At 61.5% G+C, this 15,726-nt stretch carries 17 protein-coding genes; 12 read left to right on the top strand and 5 right to left on the bottom strand.

Going from position 1 to position 15,726, the window contains the following annotated elements:
• Positions 1-8 precede the first annotated feature (8 nt).
• The 3 genes from mpl to AC6CIA_RS04110 are packed head-to-tail and all read left to right on the top strand — an operon-like array spanning position 9 to position 2,261.
• A complete protein-coding gene (gene mpl / locus AC6CIA_RS04120; RefSeq protein ID WP_498310732.1) occupies positions 9-1,358 on the top strand; it encodes a UDP-N-acetylmuramate:L-alanyl-gamma-D-glutamyl-meso-diaminopimelate ligase in 1,350 nt (449 codons plus the stop codon).
• Positions 1,355-1,984 carry a flavin prenyltransferase UbiX gene (ubiX, locus tag AC6CIA_RS04115; protein WP_084376503.1) on the top strand — a complete coding sequence of 210 codons (630 nt, stop codon included), beginning with the start codon at positions 1,355-1,357 and terminating at the stop codon, positions 1,982-1,984. Before mpl ends, ubiX begins: the two co-directional genes overlap by 4 nt.
• Complete coding sequence (locus AC6CIA_RS04110; protein ID WP_084376502.1) at positions 1,977-2,261, top strand: YceK/YidQ family lipoprotein; 285 nt, start codon at positions 1,977-1,979, stop codon at positions 2,259-2,261. Before ubiX ends, AC6CIA_RS04110 begins: the two co-directional genes overlap by 8 nt.
• Positions 2,262-2,339: 78 nt before the next feature.
• Here AC6CIA_RS04110 and AC6CIA_RS04105 read toward each other — a convergent pair whose 3' ends face one another.
• The 3 genes from AC6CIA_RS04105 to AC6CIA_RS04095 all read right to left on the bottom strand — a co-directional run bounded on the left by AC6CIA_RS04105 (position 2,340) and on the right by AC6CIA_RS04095 (position 5,378).
• On the bottom strand, positions 2,340-2,981 hold the full coding sequence (locus tag AC6CIA_RS04105; RefSeq protein WP_498310731.1) for an oxidoreductase: 642 nt from the start codon (positions 2,979-2,981) through the stop codon (positions 2,340-2,342).
• Positions 2,982-3,011: 30 nt separating this feature from the next.
• A complete protein-coding gene (locus AC6CIA_RS04100) occupies positions 3,012-4,730 on the bottom strand; it encodes a C13 family peptidase (RefSeq protein ID WP_498310730.1) in 1,719 nt (572 codons plus the stop codon).
• Between the two features lie 192 nt (positions 4,731-4,922).
• On the bottom strand, positions 4,923-5,378 hold the full coding sequence (locus tag AC6CIA_RS04095; protein ID WP_498310729.1) for a MaoC family dehydratase: 456 nt from the start codon (positions 5,376-5,378) through the stop codon (positions 4,923-4,925).
• A 283-nt stretch (positions 5,379-5,661) separates the two neighbouring features.
• Between AC6CIA_RS04095 and AC6CIA_RS04090 the strand changes: the two genes are divergently transcribed.
• From AC6CIA_RS04090 to AC6CIA_RS04080, 3 genes are read left to right on the top strand one after another with little or no spacing between them, the layout of a single operon-like run.
• Positions 5,662-6,024, top strand: coding sequence for a CidA/LrgA family protein (locus AC6CIA_RS04090; protein ID WP_498310728.1), 363 nt, complete (start codon positions 5,662-5,664; stop codon positions 6,022-6,024).
• Complete coding sequence (locus tag AC6CIA_RS04085; RefSeq protein WP_498310726.1) at positions 6,021-6,737, top strand: LrgB family protein; 717 nt, start codon at positions 6,021-6,023, stop codon at positions 6,735-6,737. Before AC6CIA_RS04090 ends, AC6CIA_RS04085 begins: the two co-directional genes overlap by 4 nt.
• 21 nt (positions 6,738-6,758) lie before the next feature.
• The gene (locus tag AC6CIA_RS04080; RefSeq protein WP_498310725.1) at positions 6,759-7,346 is read left to right on the top strand and encodes an LON peptidase substrate-binding domain-containing protein; all 588 of its coding nucleotides are present in this window, start codon (positions 6,759-6,761) and stop codon (positions 7,344-7,346) included.
• Between the two features lie 57 nt (positions 7,347-7,403).
• On the opposite strand, the gene AC6CIA_RS04075 is transcribed toward AC6CIA_RS04080, so the two are convergent.
• Positions 7,404-8,720: a bifunctional DedA family/phosphatase PAP2 family protein gene (locus tag AC6CIA_RS04075; protein ID WP_498310724.1), complete on the bottom strand. Its 1,317-nt coding sequence runs from the start codon at positions 8,718-8,720 to the stop codon at positions 7,404-7,406.
• Positions 8,721-8,866: 146 nt separating this feature from the next.
• Positions 8,867-9,550 carry a DNA-3-methyladenine glycosylase gene (locus AC6CIA_RS04070; protein WP_498310723.1) on the bottom strand — a complete coding sequence of 228 codons (684 nt, stop codon included), beginning with the start codon at positions 9,548-9,550 and terminating at the stop codon, positions 8,867-8,869.
• A gap of 177 nt (positions 9,551-9,727) precedes the next feature.
• Between AC6CIA_RS04070 and AC6CIA_RS04065 the strand changes: the two genes are divergently transcribed.
• The 6 genes from AC6CIA_RS04065 (at position 9,728) to rodA (ending at position 15,724) form a co-directional block, all read left to right on the top strand.
• Positions 9,728-10,993, top strand: coding sequence for a glutamate-5-semialdehyde dehydrogenase (locus AC6CIA_RS04065; protein WP_498310722.1), 1,266 nt, complete (start codon positions 9,728-9,730; stop codon positions 10,991-10,993).
• On the top strand, positions 10,993-11,637 hold the full coding sequence (gene nadD, locus AC6CIA_RS04060) for a nicotinate-nucleotide adenylyltransferase (RefSeq protein WP_498310721.1): 645 nt from the start codon (positions 10,993-10,995) through the stop codon (positions 11,635-11,637). Before AC6CIA_RS04065 ends, nadD begins: the two co-directional genes overlap by 1 nt.
• Positions 11,638-11,706: 69 nt before the next feature.
• Entirely contained in the window at positions 11,707-12,201 is a 495-nt protein-coding gene (rsfS, locus tag AC6CIA_RS04055) for a ribosome silencing factor (RefSeq protein ID WP_339530212.1), read from the top strand.
• Positions 12,202-12,210: 9 nt separating this feature from the next.
• A complete protein-coding gene (rlmH, locus tag AC6CIA_RS04050) occupies positions 12,211-12,678 on the top strand; it encodes a 23S rRNA (pseudouridine(1915)-N(3))-methyltransferase RlmH (protein WP_003185785.1) in 468 nt (155 codons plus the stop codon).
• A gap of 15 nt (positions 12,679-12,693) precedes the next feature.
• Positions 12,694-14,589: a penicillin-binding protein 2 gene (mrdA, locus tag AC6CIA_RS04045; RefSeq protein WP_498310720.1), complete on the top strand. Its 1,896-nt coding sequence runs from the start codon at positions 12,694-12,696 to the stop codon at positions 14,587-14,589.
• Positions 14,590-14,620: 31 nt separating this feature from the next.
• The gene (gene rodA, locus AC6CIA_RS04040) at positions 14,621-15,724 is read left to right on the top strand and encodes a rod shape-determining protein RodA (protein WP_498310846.1); all 1,104 of its coding nucleotides are present in this window, start codon (positions 14,621-14,623) and stop codon (positions 15,722-15,724) included.
• Positions 15,725-15,726 lie beyond the last annotated feature (2 nt).

The following is a 15,726-nucleotide window of genomic DNA, read 5'->3' as shown; positions in this document are numbered from 1 at the left end:
GGTCGACTATGCACATTCACATTCTCGGTATTTGCGGCACCTTCATGGGTTCGATGGCGGTCCTGGCCAAAGAGCTGGGGCATCATGTCACCGGCTCCGATGCCAATGTTTATCCACCCATGAGCACGCAGTTGCAGGCTCAGGGCATTGAGCTGACCCAGGGCTACGACCCGGCGCAGTTTGAGCCGGTCCCGGATCTGGTGGTGATCGGCAACGCCATGTCGCGCGGCAACCCTGCCGTCGAATACGTGCTGAACAAAGGTTTGCCTTATGTGTCTGGCCCGCAATGGCTGGCGGATCACGTATTGCAGGGGCGCTGGGTGTTGGCGGTCGCCGGCACGCACGGCAAGACCACCACCAGCAGCATGCTGGCCTGGGTGCTGGAGCACGCGGGCATGAGCCCCGGTTTCCTGATCGGCGGTGTGCCGCAGAACTTCTCGGTCTCCGCGCGCCTGGGGGACACGCCGTTCTTCGTGATTGAGGCCGATGAATATGACAGCGCCTTCTTCGACAAACGCTCCAAATTCGTTCACTACCGTCCACGCACGGCAATCCTGAACAATCTGGAATTCGATCACGCCGACATCTTTCCCGATTTGCCGGCCATCGAGCGGCAGTTTCACCATCTGGTGCGCACCATTCCCAGCGAAGGCCTGGTGATCCATCCGACCACCGAGCCGGCCTTGCAGCGCGTGATTGACATGGGCTGCTGGACGCCCGTGCAAACCACCGGCGCGGGCGGGCAATGGCAGGTCAAGCTGCTGAGCGAGGACGGCTCGCGGTTTGAAGTGCTGTTTGAAGGCGTCGCCCAGGGCGTGGTGGAGTGGGACATGACCGGCCAGCACAACGTTGCCAATGCCTTGGTAACCCTGGCGGCCGCTCGTCATGTCGGCGTGACGCCGGCCATGGGCATTGCGGGGTTGAGCGCGTTCAAGAGCGTCAAGCGGCGCATGGAAAAAGTCGCTGAAGTGAATGGGATTACCATCTACGACGACTTTGCCCACCACCCGACGGCGATTGCCACCACTCTCGACGGTCTGCGCAAACGCGTCGGCGATGCGCCGGTGATTGCCATCATCGAACCGCGTTCCAACTCCATGAAGCTGGGCGCGCACCGCGACGGCTTACCGGAAAGTGTCAATGATGCGGACCAGGTGGTGTGGTACGCACCGGCCAATCTGGGCTGGGATCTGGCGGCCATCGCCGGGCTCTGCAGCGTGCCGTCGATTGTCAGCGACTCTTTGGAAGGCATCATCGCGCGGGTCAAGAGCCAGGCCCGGCCCGGCACCCACGTGGTAATCATGAGCAACGGCGGTTTCGGCGGCCTGCACGGCAAGCTCGCCGAGGCCCTGCAATGAACGGACCGGAACGCATCACGCTGGCCATGACCGGCGCCTCGGGTGCGCCGTATGGCCTGCGCCTGCTCGATTGCCTGGTGCGCGAAGACCGCGAAGTGCATTTCCTGATTTCCCGGGCCGCGCAATTGGTGATGGCCACCGAAACCGATGTCGCGCTGCCGCCCAAGGTGCAGATGATGCAGGCGTTCCTCACCGAGTACACCGGTGCGGCGGCGGGGCAGATCAAGGTCTATGGCAAGGAAGACTGGATGTCGCCGGTGGCCTCCGGTTCCGGGGCGCCGGCGGCCATGGTGGTGGTGCCGTGCTCCACCGGGACGTTGTCGGCCATCGCTACGGGCGCGTGTAACAACCTGATCGAGCGCGCGGCGGATGTGACGTTGAAGGAGCGTCGCCAGTTGATTCTGGTGCCACGCGAGGCGCCGTATTCGAGTATTCACCTGGAGCACATGCTTAAGTTGTCGAATATGGGCGTGACCATTTTGCCGGCATCTCCCGGCTTTTATCACCAGCCGCAGACCATTGATGACCTGGTGGATTTTGTGGTCGCACGAATCCTCAATCTGCTGAATATTCCCCAGGACATGCTGCCGCGTTGGGGCGAGCATCATTTAAGCAGTGATGAATAGAGCATTGCTGGTGGTGCTGGCGCTGCAGCTGTCCGGCTGCGCCAGCGTTCGGACCCTGGACGCCGCGAAACCCGGCGCGCCGGTGGTCTACGCGGGGACGCGCCTGGATCTGTATGCGATGCAGGGTGGCTGTTGTGCCATGGACCGTTTTGGTGCCGAGGCGCCGAGTTACCCAGGCCTAGACCTGCCGGCCAGCGCGTTGCTCGACACTTTATTGTTGCCGCTGTCGGTGTTGACGGTGATAGGCGTTGGCTTCAACGCCACAGGTGGGCTCTAGACAGGATCTTCAGGGCAACACAAGACAATGTGGGAGAGCGCTGGCCCCCTCCCACATTTTCCAGGTCTTTAAACCGGGTTACTTGCCGAGCTTGCGCAACTCATCCGACTCGACAATTCGCACCCCATCCTGCTCTTCCAGCGCCAGGCGCCACATGGCTCGGGCCAGTTCGCAGACTTCAATGCCGTGATACTTGCCCGGAATCAAGCGCGACAACGGTCCCGCCAATTGTTCGGCGAGGCGCGGTTCGAGGCGGTCGCCGAGCAACAGTGATGGGCGGACGATGGTCAGTTGTGGCCAGTCCTGAGCTTTCAGGGCCTGCTCCATCTCGCCCTTGACCCGATTGTAGAAAATTGAGGATGTCGGATCCGCGCCAATCGCGCTGATGACGATCAGATGCCGTGCGCCCATTTCCCGCGCGCGTTTGCCGAACGCCACCACCAGGTCCAGGTCGACCGCGCGAAAGGCGTGTTCCGAACCTGCTTTTTTCAGCGTGGTGCCCAGGCAGCAGAAGGCGATATCGACCTGGCCGCTCAGTTGCGGCAGGATCAGCGCCGGGTCGCCCACGGGGTTTTCCAGGTGCGGGTGTTCCGCCAGCGGCTTGCGACTGGGAGCCAGCACGCGGGTGACAGTCGGTTCGTTGAGCAGGCGGTCCAGCAGATGTTCCCCGGTCAAGCCCGAGGCTCCCGCAAGCAATATATGCTGAGGCGTCAAGTACATGATGGTTCTCCCCCTTGATACAGTGTCAGCTTAGTTGCTCTTGGCATCCTTGTTAGTTATAGAGACGCTTTCCAGCGCCTTTCGTGCCTGCTGTTTGCGTAATAATTGCCAGCGGGCAATGACACCTTTGGGGGCCCAGATCTGTGGTTCGGAGGCTTCGAAGTTGTCAGCCATTTCGCGTTCGGCCACATGCTGTTGCGCCAACTTGAAGGCGTGCTGCAAATTGTCGGTCTGATTGAAGGCCTGGGCGAACAGCGCTTCGCCGAAGTAGGTGAAGTCGGCTTCTTCAGAGCAGCCGAACGACACACGATCGGCGCGTGAAGCCGTCATGATCAGTGTGTGCTGGTCTTTCAACGCCGGGATGAAACCACCGGAGTAGCAGGCGGATATCACGATGATCTTGTCGCGGTTCTTGAGCGGCGCCATCACGCTTGCCAGTTCGTCGGCCGGCAAGTCGGCCAGCTCCATGCGTGGCTGCTCGAGCACCAGCTCATGCTCGTGGGTCCCGTGGCTGGTCATGTAGATGAACACCAGGTCCTCGGGCCCCGTGCGCTCGGCCAGCGTCTGCACCGCGCGGCGCAGGCTTTCGCGGGTGGCCATCGGGCGCTCGGCGATGTAGTCGCGGTGGTTGACCAGGCGGATCTGGCCGCGGGCACCGAAACGGATATTCAACAGGTTGCTGACGTAATCGGCTTCACGCAGAAACACGCTTTGCTTGCCGTCGCCGGCCAGTGTCAGGGTGTAGAGCTCCACTGCCGGGGTGGACGCGGGCACGGCGGCGAGCGCGGCGTCAAGCAAACGGCCCTGGGCCAGCACGCCGACTTCCAGTGCGTCGGGCAACAGCTTGCCATCGGCGTCGCGCACGCGCATGCCATTGGCCCAGGTCCCGGCTTGCACCGTGCCGTCGGTGAGCACCAGGGTGCCCTGGCCGTGGTAACTGTCATTGTCAAAACCGCCCACGTAGAAACTGCCGTCGCTGAGGTTCAAGCGACCTTTTCCGCTGAAGCGCCAGTCATTGAACCGACCGGCATAATGACTGCCGTCGCTGCCGATCAACTCGCCTTTACCGTTCAAGACACCTTCCTTGAACTCGCCGACCCAGACGTCGCCGTCGGCGTTTTCGTAGCGGCCCTTGCCGTTAAGCTGGTTCTGCTTGAAGTGGCCGACGTAAATGTCCCCCTCGGCGCTGTTGAAGATGCCGTTGCCTTCGAGTTGGCCGTTAACGAAATGCCCGCTGAACAGATTGCCACTGTCGTCGTTGCGCTGGCCTTCGCCATTGGGTTTGCCGTGGGCGAATTGACCCTGGTATTGGCTGCCGTCGGCCAGCTCCAGGCGGCCGAGACCTGAATACTGGTCATCCTTGAATTCGCCGCGATAGCTCATCTGGCCCTCTTGGAGGGTGCCTTCACCGTTGCGCCGGCCTTGTTTGAAGCCGCCGACGTAACTGTTTGCGGCGGTGGTCAGGCTGCCCTGGCCATCGAACAGGCCATGCTGGAACTGACCTTTATAGACTTCGCCATTGCTGCCATGCCATTCACCCTGGCCGTGCCACTGGCCTTTGTCGAACTGCCCGGCGTACCAGCTGCCGTTGGGGTAGTCGACCCGGCCCTGGCCTTGCAGCAGGCCGTTGACCAGATCCCCACGATAACGCCCGCCGTCTGGCAGCCGTGCATCGGGCGGCAGCAGGGATTCGCCGTCGCCGCAAGCGGTGAGCAACAAAGCGAGAGCAAGTGGGGCGAGTGAGCGCATAGCGGGATCCGGGTAATTGAGCGCCGAGTATGCCGCAGCGGGGGAAGCTATACCTAGTGGTCTGTGAATGATGGACCCGTAGGAGCGCGCGTGCTCGCGAAAATCCTCAACGACAACGCGGGCATCCAGACAGCACGCGGCGGCATTGGGTTTTACGCGAGCAAGCCTGCTCCTGCCGTGATCGGCTGTGCCTTACACGAAGCAGAGCGACAACGATTCAGCGATATAGGCTGGCTTCTCCTGCCCTTCGATTTCCAGGGTCGCGGTGGCCTTGAACAGCCATTGGCCGGGTTTTTTCTCGGTGACGTCGGTGAGCGTGACGGCCAGGCGCACATTGGAGTCGACCTTGACCGGCTGGATAAAGCGCACGCTGTCCAAGCCATAGTTGACGGCCATTTTCAGACCCTCGGGCATGATCAGCAGGTCTTCCATCAGCTTGGGCATCAGTGACAGCGACAGAAAACCGTGGGCGATGGTGCTGCCGAACGGCGTCTGGGCGGCTTTCACCGGGTCGATATGGATGAACTGATAGTCGCCGGTGGCTTCGGCGAACAGGTTGATGCGCTCCTGGTCGATCTTGAACCATTCGGAACGTCCCAGTTCCTTGCCGACATAATCGTTGAGCTGCGCTACAGGTACCGAAGGCATTGCGACTCTCCTTGACTCATCTATTGACTCCCCCTGTAGGAGCAAGCTTGCTCGCGAAAAAACCGATGTCACTGCGTGCTGTCTGGATGCCCGCGTTATCGTTGACGACTTTCGCGAGCAAGCTCGCTCCTACAGGTGGAGGGTGTTGTTGTTTTAGGTTTGCAGAGAACCACTGTAGATCATCATGGGCCACGGACCCGGTCAACCCTCCATGCTTTTGGCGAATGCCGTTTCATAGCGCGTGCGTGCTTATAATGCGCGCTTGCTTTCGGGGAGAAGACGGATGCTATTACGCGGCCTGACATGGCTGGTGCTGTTTCAATTGCTCGGCACCGCCATCAATCATTTGTTCCTGCCGGTTATGCCGGGACCGATTGTCGGCCTGCTGCTGTTACTGGCCTATCTGATGTGGCGCGGTGAAGTCGGCGAACCGTTGAACCTGGCGGCGGGCAGCCTGTTGCGTTATTTGCCGTTGCTGCTGGTGCCGCCTGCCGTGGGCGTGATGGTGTACGCCAAGGACATCTTGGCTGACTTCTGGGCCATCGTCGGTGCGTTGGTGTTGTCGCTGGTGATTGCCATGGGCTTTGCCGGGGTCTTGATGCAAAAGCTGGTCAAGCGTCAGGCCCACAAGGAGCAAGGGCAATGATTTTCGATTGGCAGGGAGCCTGGGCCTCGGTGATCCATCATCCGTTGTTCGGTATCGGCATTACGCTGGGTGCTTACCAACTGGTGCTGGCGGCCTACGAGAAAACCCGCTGGATCTTTCTGCAGCCGGTGCTGGTCTCAATGCTGCTGGTGATCGGGGTACTGCTGAGCTGCGGCCTGAGCTACGCCGAATATCGCGAGAGCACCGAGATCATGGGCATCCTGCTGGGCCCGGCGACGGTGGCGCTGGCGGTTCCGCTGTATTTGAATCTGCGACGAATTCGTCAGTTGTTCTGGCCGGTTTTTACTACGCTGGTGGTGGGTGGCGTGTTGGCGACCGGTTTGTGCATATGGCTGGGTTGGGGGTTTGGGGCCGAGCACATGGTGTTGATGACCATGGCGCCCAAGTCGGTGACCTCGCCTATCGCGATGTTGGTGGCCGAGCAGATTGGTGGCGTGGCGGCGCTGGCGGCGGTGTTTGTGCTGATCACCGGGGTGGTCGGCGCAATGGTCGGGCCAGCGTTGCTGTCGCACCTCGGCGTGCACAGCCCGGAAGCGCGCGGCATGGCGCTGGGCATGACCGCGCATGCGGTCGGTACCTCGGTGGCCCTGCAGGAAAGCGAAGAGTGCGGTGCTTTCGCGGCGCTGGCGATGAGTTTGATGGGCGTGGCGACGGCGGTGTTTCTGCCGTTGGCGGTCTCAATCGTTGTTTAAGTCGGGTTTAAGGAAGCCTTTATGAGTCTGGCGTTGTTCCCTCTCAATACGGTGCTGTTTCCCGGTTGCGCCCTTGACCTGCAATTGTTCGAGGCGCGCTACCTGGACATGATCAGTCGCTGCATGAAGAAAGGCGAAAGCTTCGGCGTGGTGTGCATTCTGGATGGCGCCGAAGTCGGACAGGCGCCGGAGGGCTACGCGCAGGTCGGCTGCGAGGCGCTGATCCGCGACTTCAAGCAGCAGGACAACGGCTTGCTGGGGATTCGTGTCGAGGGCGGCCGCAGGTTCCGCGTGCTTGAGGCCGAAGTTCAGCGCGACCAATTGCTGGTGGCCGAGGTGCAGTGGCTGGAAGACGCGCCCGAGCAGCCGCTCGAGGAGGAGGACGCCGACTTGCTGGCATTGCTCCAGGCGCTGGCCGAGCACCCGATGGTCGCCGCGCTCGACATGGGCTCCGACGCGCAAGGGCAGCAGGCATTGGGCAATCAACTGGCGTATCTCTTGCCTTTCACCGAAGCCGACAAAGTCGACCTGCTGCAACTCGATGACCCGCAACAACGCCTGGATGCGATTCAACTGTTGCTGGATGAGTTGCAGGGCGAGCTGTTCTGAATCCCGTCCGGCACAGGAGGCGCCCGGCCTCCGGCGATTGGCTGGGGTCGGCTTGGATTAATACGCGTACCTGAGCAGGGCATGGGAGGTACCGGTCAGTGCAAAAAAACCGAGCACGGCCACGCACGCCGGCAAGATCAGCCACCAGACCTTCGGCGCCATCGGCGGCAGCGGGGTTTGGCGCTGGCTCAAGGTCAAGCTGAAGGCGCACACGGTCATCGCCAACAAGGTGCCGGCCAGAATGTCGGATGGCCAATGCGCGCCCAGGTACACCCGCGACAGTGCAATGGCGGCGGCGGGGATCGCGCCCAGCAGCAGCCAGGTCAGGCGCATCCGGGTCGGCTGGCCACGGCCGGCGAGCACTGCCAGGGCCAGGAAAAACGCAAACGAGCCGGACGCATGGCCACTCGGCATGCTGAAACTGGTCAGCGGGTCGGTGAGGATTTCCGGGCGACCACGGGCAAAAAACAGCTTGCTGCCGGTGTTGATCAACGCCGCGCCGAGCAAGGTGACACCGACAAAGATTGCGTGGCGCCATTGCCGTGCCAGCAGCAACAAGCCGGTCAATACCGCACTGGCGACGAACATTTTCTTGAACTCGCCCAGTTGGGTGATCATCACCATGGCCTGGTCCAGGGCCGGGCCACGGTGCTCCTGGATCAGGGCCATCAAGCCTTGGTCAAAGTGGTTCAAGTGGGGATAGCCGATAAACATCGCGATCAACAAGACCAGGCTGGCGCAGCCGGTCCATAACGTGGCCCGGCGATGACCGCGCAGGCTACTGTTGAGGCTCACCCCCAGCAGCACGGCGAGACAGGCGGCGACGACGCCGGCCTCGGGCCAGAACCCTTCGGGCAGCGGCAGGCGAAACGCCGCGCCCGTGGCCCAGCCCGGCAGCAGGTAGGCCACCGACCAGCCGGCGGCGGCCAGCACGCTGACGGCGGCGAAGCGCGGGAACGGCATGTCGCACATCCCGGCCACCATGGGCAGCATCGGCCGCAGCGGGCCGATGAAGCGGCCAACCAGCAGGCTGGCGATCCCGTACTTTTGAAAATAAGCCTCGGCGCTGCTCATCCACTCGGGGTGGTGGCGCAGGCCGGGCAAGCGCCGGATGTTCTGGTGGAAATGTCGTCCCAGGTAGTAGGAGATCGCATCGCCCAGCAATCCGCCGATCATGCCCAGCAACAGGGTTTCGCTGAGGGACAGCGCGCCGCTGCCGGCCAGTACCGCAATCGCGAATAACAGCACCGTGCCTGGCACGATCAGCCCGGCAATGGCCAGGCACTCCACGCAGGCCACAATAAAGACCGCGGCAGCCAGCCATTGCGGGTTAAGGGTCAGCCAACCGGTAATGCCATCGAGCCATTGGCCCATACAATCAACTCCATCTGGGGTGACACCCGCCGCTGTAGGCGCGAACTTGCTCGTGAAAAACCTGAGGATGCCGCGGGTGCCAGATTTTTCGCGTCATCGTTGACGATCTTCGCGAGCAGGCTCGCTCCTACAGAGGCAGGCAGATTTCAAATCAAACAGTAATCGCGGCCTTCGACCTGGCCCCGTCGCAGCGGGTTCCGTGTGCAGTAGGGCGCGAAGTCGGCATCGACGAAGCGATACATCAGGTGTTCATCCCGACCGCCGGGAATACCCAGGCGTGTGGTCTGGATAATCTGCGCAGGCGCCTGGCCTACGTCTTCGACGTAAAATCGCTGCGGGTCGAAGCGTTGGGCGTCCCACATCGGCACCTTCAGGCCGAGGGCTTTGCACAGCAGCGTCTGTCCGGCGCAGAGCTTGTGGGGCGGGCGCGGCCGGCCGCTGGCATCCGGGTTGTTCAGCAGCATCTGCGCCAGGCTGTCCGGCCCTGACGTCTCATCCACCCAAGGGTAGGCCGACTTGATCAGCACCGCATTGCCCGGGCCCTGGGCGCTGAAGTTCAGCGAGTCGCCGCCACGGGCGTAGTACATATAGATGTGGCCGCCATCCAGAAACAAAGCCTTACGCTTTTCTGTGTAGCCGAGGGACGCATGGCTGCCTTTTTCGGCCAGGTAATAGGCCTCGGTTTCAATAATGCGTACTGACAGCCACAAATCGCCGACGCGATGACGGATGACTTTGCCCAGCAAATCCTTTGCGAGCTGTTGCGCGTCGCGGTCGAAAAAGCAGTCGGGCAGGGCGTTGCCGGGGGCAGGGGAGGAAAAACTGGTCATGACGTTGACGGGTTACCGCGGCCAAATGTGACAGGATGATATCAAGTTCAGCCTTAATCACCGCTGAACGTCGAGTTTTTACAGTTCATTTCGACCATCCGCCCCTCACCGCTGTCCGTAGGGCGACGTGACAGCTATAATCTGCCGCTTTCCTCTTTGCCAAGACCCCACCAGACCATGACTGAGTCCGTTCTTGACTACATGACCCGCCTGGGTCGCGCTGCCCGTCAGGCCTCGCGGTTGATCGCCCGTGCGAGCACCGCGCAGAAGAACCGTGCCCTGATGGCGGCTGCCGATGCGCTGGACGCCTCGCGCGCGGCGCTTACGGCGGCCAACGAGCAGGACCTGGCCAATGGCCGGGCGAATGGTCTGGAACCGGCATTGCTCGATCGCCTGGCGCTGACGCCGGCACGTATCGACGACATGATCGAAGGTTTGCGTCAGGTGGCCAAATTGCCTGACCCCATCGGTGAAATCCGCGATATGCGTTACCTGCCCTCGGGCATCCAGGTGGGCAAGATGCGCGTGCCCCTGGGCGTGATCGGCATTATTTATGAATCGCGGCCGAACGTGACCATTGATGCCGCAAGCCTGTGCCTGAAGTCCGGCAACGCCACCATCCTGCGTGGCGGTTCCGAGGCCATCAATTCCAATCGTGCCATTGCCGCGTGCATTCAGCAGGGCCTGGCCGTGGCCGAGTTGCCGGCCGAAGTGGTGCAGGTGGTCGAAACCACCGACCGCGCCGCCGTTGGCGCGCTGATCACAATGCCGGAATGGGTTGATGTCATCGTGCCGCGCGGCGGCAAGAGCCTGATCGAACGTGTCAGTCGCGATGCCAAAGTGCCTGTGATCAAGCACCTGGACGGTGTCTGCCACGTGTTCATCGACGTCGCGGCCGACCTCGACAAGGCGATTCGCATCGCCGATAACGCCAAGACGCACCGCTATGCGCCGTGCAACACCATGGAAACCCTGTTGGTGCATGCCGCCATTGCCGAGCGCGTATTGCCGCCGCTGGCTGCTATTTACCGTGACAAGGGGGTTGAACTGCGCGGTTGCGAGCGCACCCGGGCATTGCTTGGTGCCGACGTGATCGAGGCCACCGAGCAGGACTGGTACACCGAATACACGGCGCCGATCCTGTCGATCCGCATTGTCGACGACCTGGATCAGGCCATCGAACACATCAACACCTACGGCTCCAAGCACACCGATGCCATCGTCACCGAGCATTTCAGCGATGCGCGACGTTTCCTCAGCGAAGTGGATTCGGCTTCGGTGATGGTCAACGCCTCGACGCGCTTTGCCGACGGTTTCGAGTATGGCCTCGGGGCGGAGATCGGCATTTCCACCGACAAGCTCCACGCCCGCGGTCCGGTGGGCCTGGAAGGCTTGACCAGCGAGAAGTACGTGGTCTTCGGCGACGGTCATGTGCGCACTTGATGGCTAAACGCATCGGGCTGCTTGGCGGCACCTTCGATCCCGTACACATCGGTCATTTACGCAGTGCCCTTGAAGTGGCGGACGCCCTTGGACTCGATGAGCTGCGCCTGATACCCAATGCCAGGCCACCGCATCGCGATGCGCCTCAGGTGTCGGCGCCTGATCGGCTGGCGATGGTCGAATGTGCCGTTGCCGGTATATCGCCGCTGGTGGTGGACGACCGCGAACTCAAGCGCGATAAACCGTCCTACACTATCGACACCCTGGAACAGACGCGGGCCGAGTTGGCTGCCAATGACCAGGTGTTTCTGCTTTTGGGCTGGGACGCTTTTTGCGGCCTGCCCACTTGGCATCGCTGGGAAGAGTTGCTCCAGCATTGCCACATCCTGGTGCTGCAACGCCCGGATGCCGACAGCGAACCGCCGGATGCCCTGCGCAACCTGCTGGCCGCGCGGTCGGTAAGTGACCCCTTGGCCCTGACCGGGCCGAACGGGAATATTGCATTCGTCTGGCAGACCCCGCTTGCGGTGTCCGCCACCCAGATCCGTCAACTGCTGGCCAGCGGGAAGTCGGTACGTTTCCTGGTGCCTGACGCGGTCCTGGCCTACATCGATGCGCACGGGCTTTACCGTGCGTCGAACTGAAAAGGCGCGCTTGAACGCACGAACAGTCGTGCAGCGAGCGCCCGAACATATGAGCAAAACGAGTTTTTTATGACGAACAAAGACGTAAGCAAAGTTAAACGCAAAGGCACGTTCAAAAGCGCGCCGCTGCCAGTAGAAGCACACACCGGCCCTGAACTCGTCGGCGAAGCGCTGGTGAAGGTTGCCGTGGCCGCTTTGGAAGATGTGAAGGCCCAGGACATTCAAGTCCTGGACGTGCGCGACAAGCAGAGCATCACCGACTTCATGATCATCGCCACCGGTACTTCCAACCGCCAGATCGGCGCGATGCTGGACAAGGTCCGCGAAGCCGTCAAAGCCCAGGGCGTCAAGCCGCTGGGTGAAGAAGGCAAGGGCGACAGCGACTGGGTCCTGCTGGACATGGACGACGTGATCGTGCACATGATGACCTCCAACGCCCGCCAGTTCTACGACCTCGAGCGCCTGTGGAAAGGTGCCGAGCAGAGCCGTGCCGCCGATGGCAAGCACCACAGCCCTGAAGTCGGTCACGCGCACTTCGACAAGCTCAACAAAGACCAGGAATAAGGAACGGCTGTGCGCCTGCGTCTGATCGCTGTCGGTTCTCGCATGCCCAAGTGGGTGGAGGAAGGCTGGCATGAATATGCCAAGCGCCTGCCATCCGAGCTTGCGCTGGAACTGGTGGAAATACCGCTCAATACCCGCGGCAAGAACGCCGACGTGGCGCGCTTCATCCGTCAGGAAGGCGAAGCCATGTTGGCCAAGGTCGGCCCCAATGAGCGGATTGTCACCCTTGAGGTGCACGGCAAGCCTTGGAGCACCGAGCAGTTGGCGGTGGAGCTGGATCGCTGGCGCCTGGATTCGCGCACGGTGAACTTCATGGTGGGTGGCCCCGAAGGGCTGGCGCCGGAAGTGTGCGCGCGGGCCGATCAGCGCTGGTCGCTGTCGCCCCTGACGTTGCCCCACCCGCTGGTACGGATTCTGATCGGTGAACAGCTGTATCGCGCCTGGACAGTTCTGTCCGGGCACCCTTATCACAAATAATCTGCGCCCTGCCTGATGACCCAACCGATCCGCATCAAGGACCACGAGAAAGACGCACGCCTGGTGCGCGGTCGAGTCGTGTTCGGTGCGGTCGCGGTGGTCACGCTGATGTGCGTGTTGATTGCCCGCCTGTATTTCCTGCAGGTGATCCAGTACGACTATCACTCCACGCTGTCGGAAAACAACCGGGTGCATGTGCAACCGATTCCGCCGACCCGTGGCTTGATATTCGACCGTAATGGCGTGGTGATAGCGGATAACCGACCCAGTTTCAGTCTGAGCGTGACCCGCGAACGGGCCGGCGACTGGCGAGAGATACTCGATGTGATTGTCGAGGTGCTGGAGTTGACGCCGGACGACCGGGCGATCTTCGAGAAACGCATGAAGCAGGGGCGTCGGCCATTCGAGCCGGTGCCGATTCTGTTTGAGCTGACCGAAGAGCAAATCGCCAGGATCGCGGTGAATCAGTTCCGCCTGCCGGGTGTGGAAGTGGTGGCGCAGTTGGTGCGTCATTATCCGCAAGGCGCGCACTTTGCGCACTCCGTCGGCTACATGGGGCGGATCAACGAGAAAGAGCTGAAGACCCTCGACCCGGTCAACTACAGCGGCACCCACCATATCGGCAAGACCGGCATCGAGCGTTTCTATGAAGCCGAGCTGCATGGCCAGGTCGGTTACGAGGAGGTCGAGACCAACGCCCGTGGCCGTGTGCTGCGCGTGCTCAAGCGCACCGACCCGACTCCCGGCAAGGACATTGTCCTGAGCCTCGACATCAAGCTGCAGGAAGCCGCGGAAATGGCCTTGGGCGGGCGCCGTGGCGCGGTGGTCGCGTTGGATCCCAATACCGGCGAAGTACTGGCGATGGTCAGCCAGCCGAGTTTCGATCCCAATCTGTTTGTCACCGGGATCAGCTTCAAGGCGTACGCCGAGTTGCGTGATTCCATCGACCGGCCGCTGTTCAACCGGGTGTTGCGCGGCCTGTATCCTCCGGGCTCGACGATCAAGCCCGCCGTGGCGATTGCCGGCCTCGATGCCGGCGTCATCACCGCTTCCAGCCGGGTCTACGATCCCGGTTACTACATGTTGCCCAACTACGATCACAAATACCGTAACTGGAACCGCTCGGGCGACGGTTATGTGGACCTGGATACGGCGATCATGCGTTCCAACGACACCTACTTTTATGACCTGGCCCATAAGCTGGGCATTGATCGCCTGTCGACCTACATGCGCAAGTTCGGTCTCGGTCAGAAAGTCTCGCTGGACATGTTTGAAGAGTCGTCCGGCCTGATGCCGTCGCGGGAATGGAAGCGCGCCACCCGGCGCCAGGCCTGGTTCCCCGGCGAAACGCTGATCCTCGGGATTGGCCAGGGTTATATGCAGGCCACACCGCTGCAACTGGCGCAGGCTACAGCGTTGGTGGCGAGCAAGGGCAAGTGGATCCGTCCGCACCTGGCCAAGACCATCGAGGGGGAAGCGCCGGTGGATGAAAATCCGATCCCGGACATTGTGCTGCGCGATCCGTCCGACTGGGCCAAGGTCAATCACGGTATGCAGCAAGTGATGCATGGCGCCCGAGGTACCGCGCGCAAGGCGGCAATCGGCGCGCAATACCGGATTGCCGGCAAAAGCGGTACGGCCCAGGTGGTTGCGATCAAGCAGGGTGAGCGCTACGACCGCTCCAAGGTTCAGGAGCGCCATCGCGACCACGCCTTGTTCGTTGGATTTGCCCCGGCCGATAACCCGAAAATCACCGTGGCGGTGATGGTCGAGAACGGCGAATCCGGTTCCGGCGTGGCGGCTCCGGTCGTGCGTCAGATCATGGACGCCTGGTTACTGGACGCGGAGGGCAAGCTCAAGCCTGAGTTTGCCAGCCCTTCAAGTGCGGAGGCTACGGCCAGTGAAGAGTAACTTTGACCGCATCCTCTCCAGCGAGGATGTCATGCGTCGCCGCGCCACGTTGTTGCAGCGCTTGCACATCGATGGTCCGTTGCTGATTCTGCTGCTGACCCTGGCCGCCGGGAGTCTGTTCGTGCTGTATTCGGCCAGCGGCAAGAACTGGGATTTGCTGATCAAGCAAGCCACCTCGTTCGGTCTGGGCCTGTTGTCGATGGTGGTGATTGCGCAGCTGGAGCCGCGCTTCATGGCGCGCTGGGTACCGTTGAGCTACGTCGTCGGCGTGTTGCTGCTGGTGGTGGTGGACGTCATGGGTCACAACGCCATGGGGGCGACGCGCTGGATCAATATTCCAGGGGTGATTCGCTTCCAGCCGTCGGAATTCATGAAGATCCTGATGCCCGCGACGATCGCCTGGTACCTCTCCAAGCGAACATTGCCACCGCAACTCAAGCATGTCGCGGTCAGTCTGATGCTGATCGGCATTCCCTTTATTCTTATCGTGCGCCAGCCTGACCTTGGTACCGGCCTGCTGATTCTCGCCGGTGGCGCGTTCGTGCTGTTCATGGGCGGTCTGCGCTGGCGCTGGATCCTCAGCGTGCTGGTGGCTGCGATCCCACTGGCGGTGGCCATGTGGTTCTTTTTCATGCACGACTATCAGAAACAGCGGGTGCTGACCTTCCTCGACCCCGAGAGTGATCCGTTGGGCACCGGCTGGAACATCATTCAGTCGAAGGCGGCCATTGGTTCGGGTGGCGTGTTTGGCAAAGGCTGGCTGCTGGGGACTCAATCGCACCTGGACTTTCTGCCGGAAAGCCACACTGACTTCATTATTGCGGTGATGGGCGAAGAGTTCGGCCTGGTAGGCATTTGCGCGCTGTTGCTGATTTACCTGTTGCTGATCGGGCGAGGCCTGGTGATTACCGCACAGGCGCAGACGCTGTTCGGTAAATTGCTTGCCGGTGCGCTCACAATGACTTTTTTTGTTTACGTTTTCGTCAACATCGGTATGGTCAGTGGCTTGTTGCCGGTGGTGGGGGTGCCGTTGCCATTCATTAGCTACGGCGGAACTTCGCTGGTGACATTGCTGTCAGCGTTTGGGGTTTTGATGTCGATCCATACCCATCGCAAGTGGATCGCGCAGGTTTGAAT

The organism is Pseudomonas sp. GQ91, from assembly GCF_059758795.1.
Note: the sequence above shows the minus strand (reverse complement) of the source record. Positions and strands in the feature narration are given on the sequence as shown.

Excerpts from the sequence above, each read along its gene's own strand:
- rsfS (WP_339530212.1), top strand. The coding sequence starts at position 11,707 with ATGACGAACAAAGACGTAAGCAAAGTTAAACGCAAAGGCACGTTCAAA.
- AC6CIA_RS04095 (WP_498310729.1), bottom strand. The coding sequence starts at position 5,378 with ATGCCTTCGGTACCTGTAGCGCAGCTCAACGATTATGTCGGCAAGGAA.
- AC6CIA_RS04090 (WP_498310728.1), top strand. The coding sequence starts at position 5,662 with ATGCTATTACGCGGCCTGACATGGCTGGTGCTGTTTCAATTGCTCGGC.
- ubiX (WP_084376503.1), top strand. The coding sequence starts at position 1,355 with ATGAACGGACCGGAACGCATCACGCTGGCCATGACCGGCGCCTCGGGT.
- AC6CIA_RS04110 (WP_084376502.1), top strand. The coding sequence starts at position 1,977 with ATGAATAGAGCATTGCTGGTGGTGCTGGCGCTGCAGCTGTCCGGCTGC.
- AC6CIA_RS04100 (WP_498310730.1), bottom strand. The coding sequence starts at position 4,730 with ATGCGCTCACTCGCCCCACTTGCTCTCGCTTTGTTGCTCACCGCTTGC.
- AC6CIA_RS04085 (WP_498310726.1), top strand. The coding sequence starts at position 6,021 with ATGATTTTCGATTGGCAGGGAGCCTGGGCCTCGGTGATCCATCATCCG.
- AC6CIA_RS04105 (WP_498310731.1), bottom strand. The coding sequence starts at position 2,981 with ATGTACTTGACGCCTCAGCATATATTGCTTGCGGGAGCCTCGGGCTTG.
- mpl (WP_498310732.1), top strand. The coding sequence starts at position 9 with ATGCACATTCACATTCTCGGTATTTGCGGCACCTTCATGGGTTCGATG.
- AC6CIA_RS04075 (WP_498310724.1), bottom strand. The coding sequence starts at position 8,720 with ATGGGCCAATGGCTCGATGGCATTACCGGTTGGCTGACCCTTAACCCG.
- rodA (WP_498310846.1), top strand. The coding sequence starts at position 14,621 with ATGCGTCGCCGCGCCACGTTGTTGCAGCGCTTGCACATCGATGGTCCG.
- mrdA (WP_498310720.1), top strand. The coding sequence starts at position 12,694 with ATGACCCAACCGATCCGCATCAAGGACCACGAGAAAGACGCACGCCTG.
- nadD (WP_498310721.1), top strand. The coding sequence starts at position 10,993 with ATGGCTAAACGCATCGGGCTGCTTGGCGGCACCTTCGATCCCGTACAC.
- AC6CIA_RS04070 (WP_498310723.1), bottom strand. The coding sequence starts at position 9,550 with ATGACCAGTTTTTCCTCCCCTGCCCCCGGCAACGCCCTGCCCGACTGC.
- AC6CIA_RS04080 (WP_498310725.1), top strand. The coding sequence starts at position 6,759 with ATGAGTCTGGCGTTGTTCCCTCTCAATACGGTGCTGTTTCCCGGTTGC.
- AC6CIA_RS04065 (WP_498310722.1), top strand. The coding sequence starts at position 9,728 with ATGACTGAGTCCGTTCTTGACTACATGACCCGCCTGGGTCGCGCTGCC.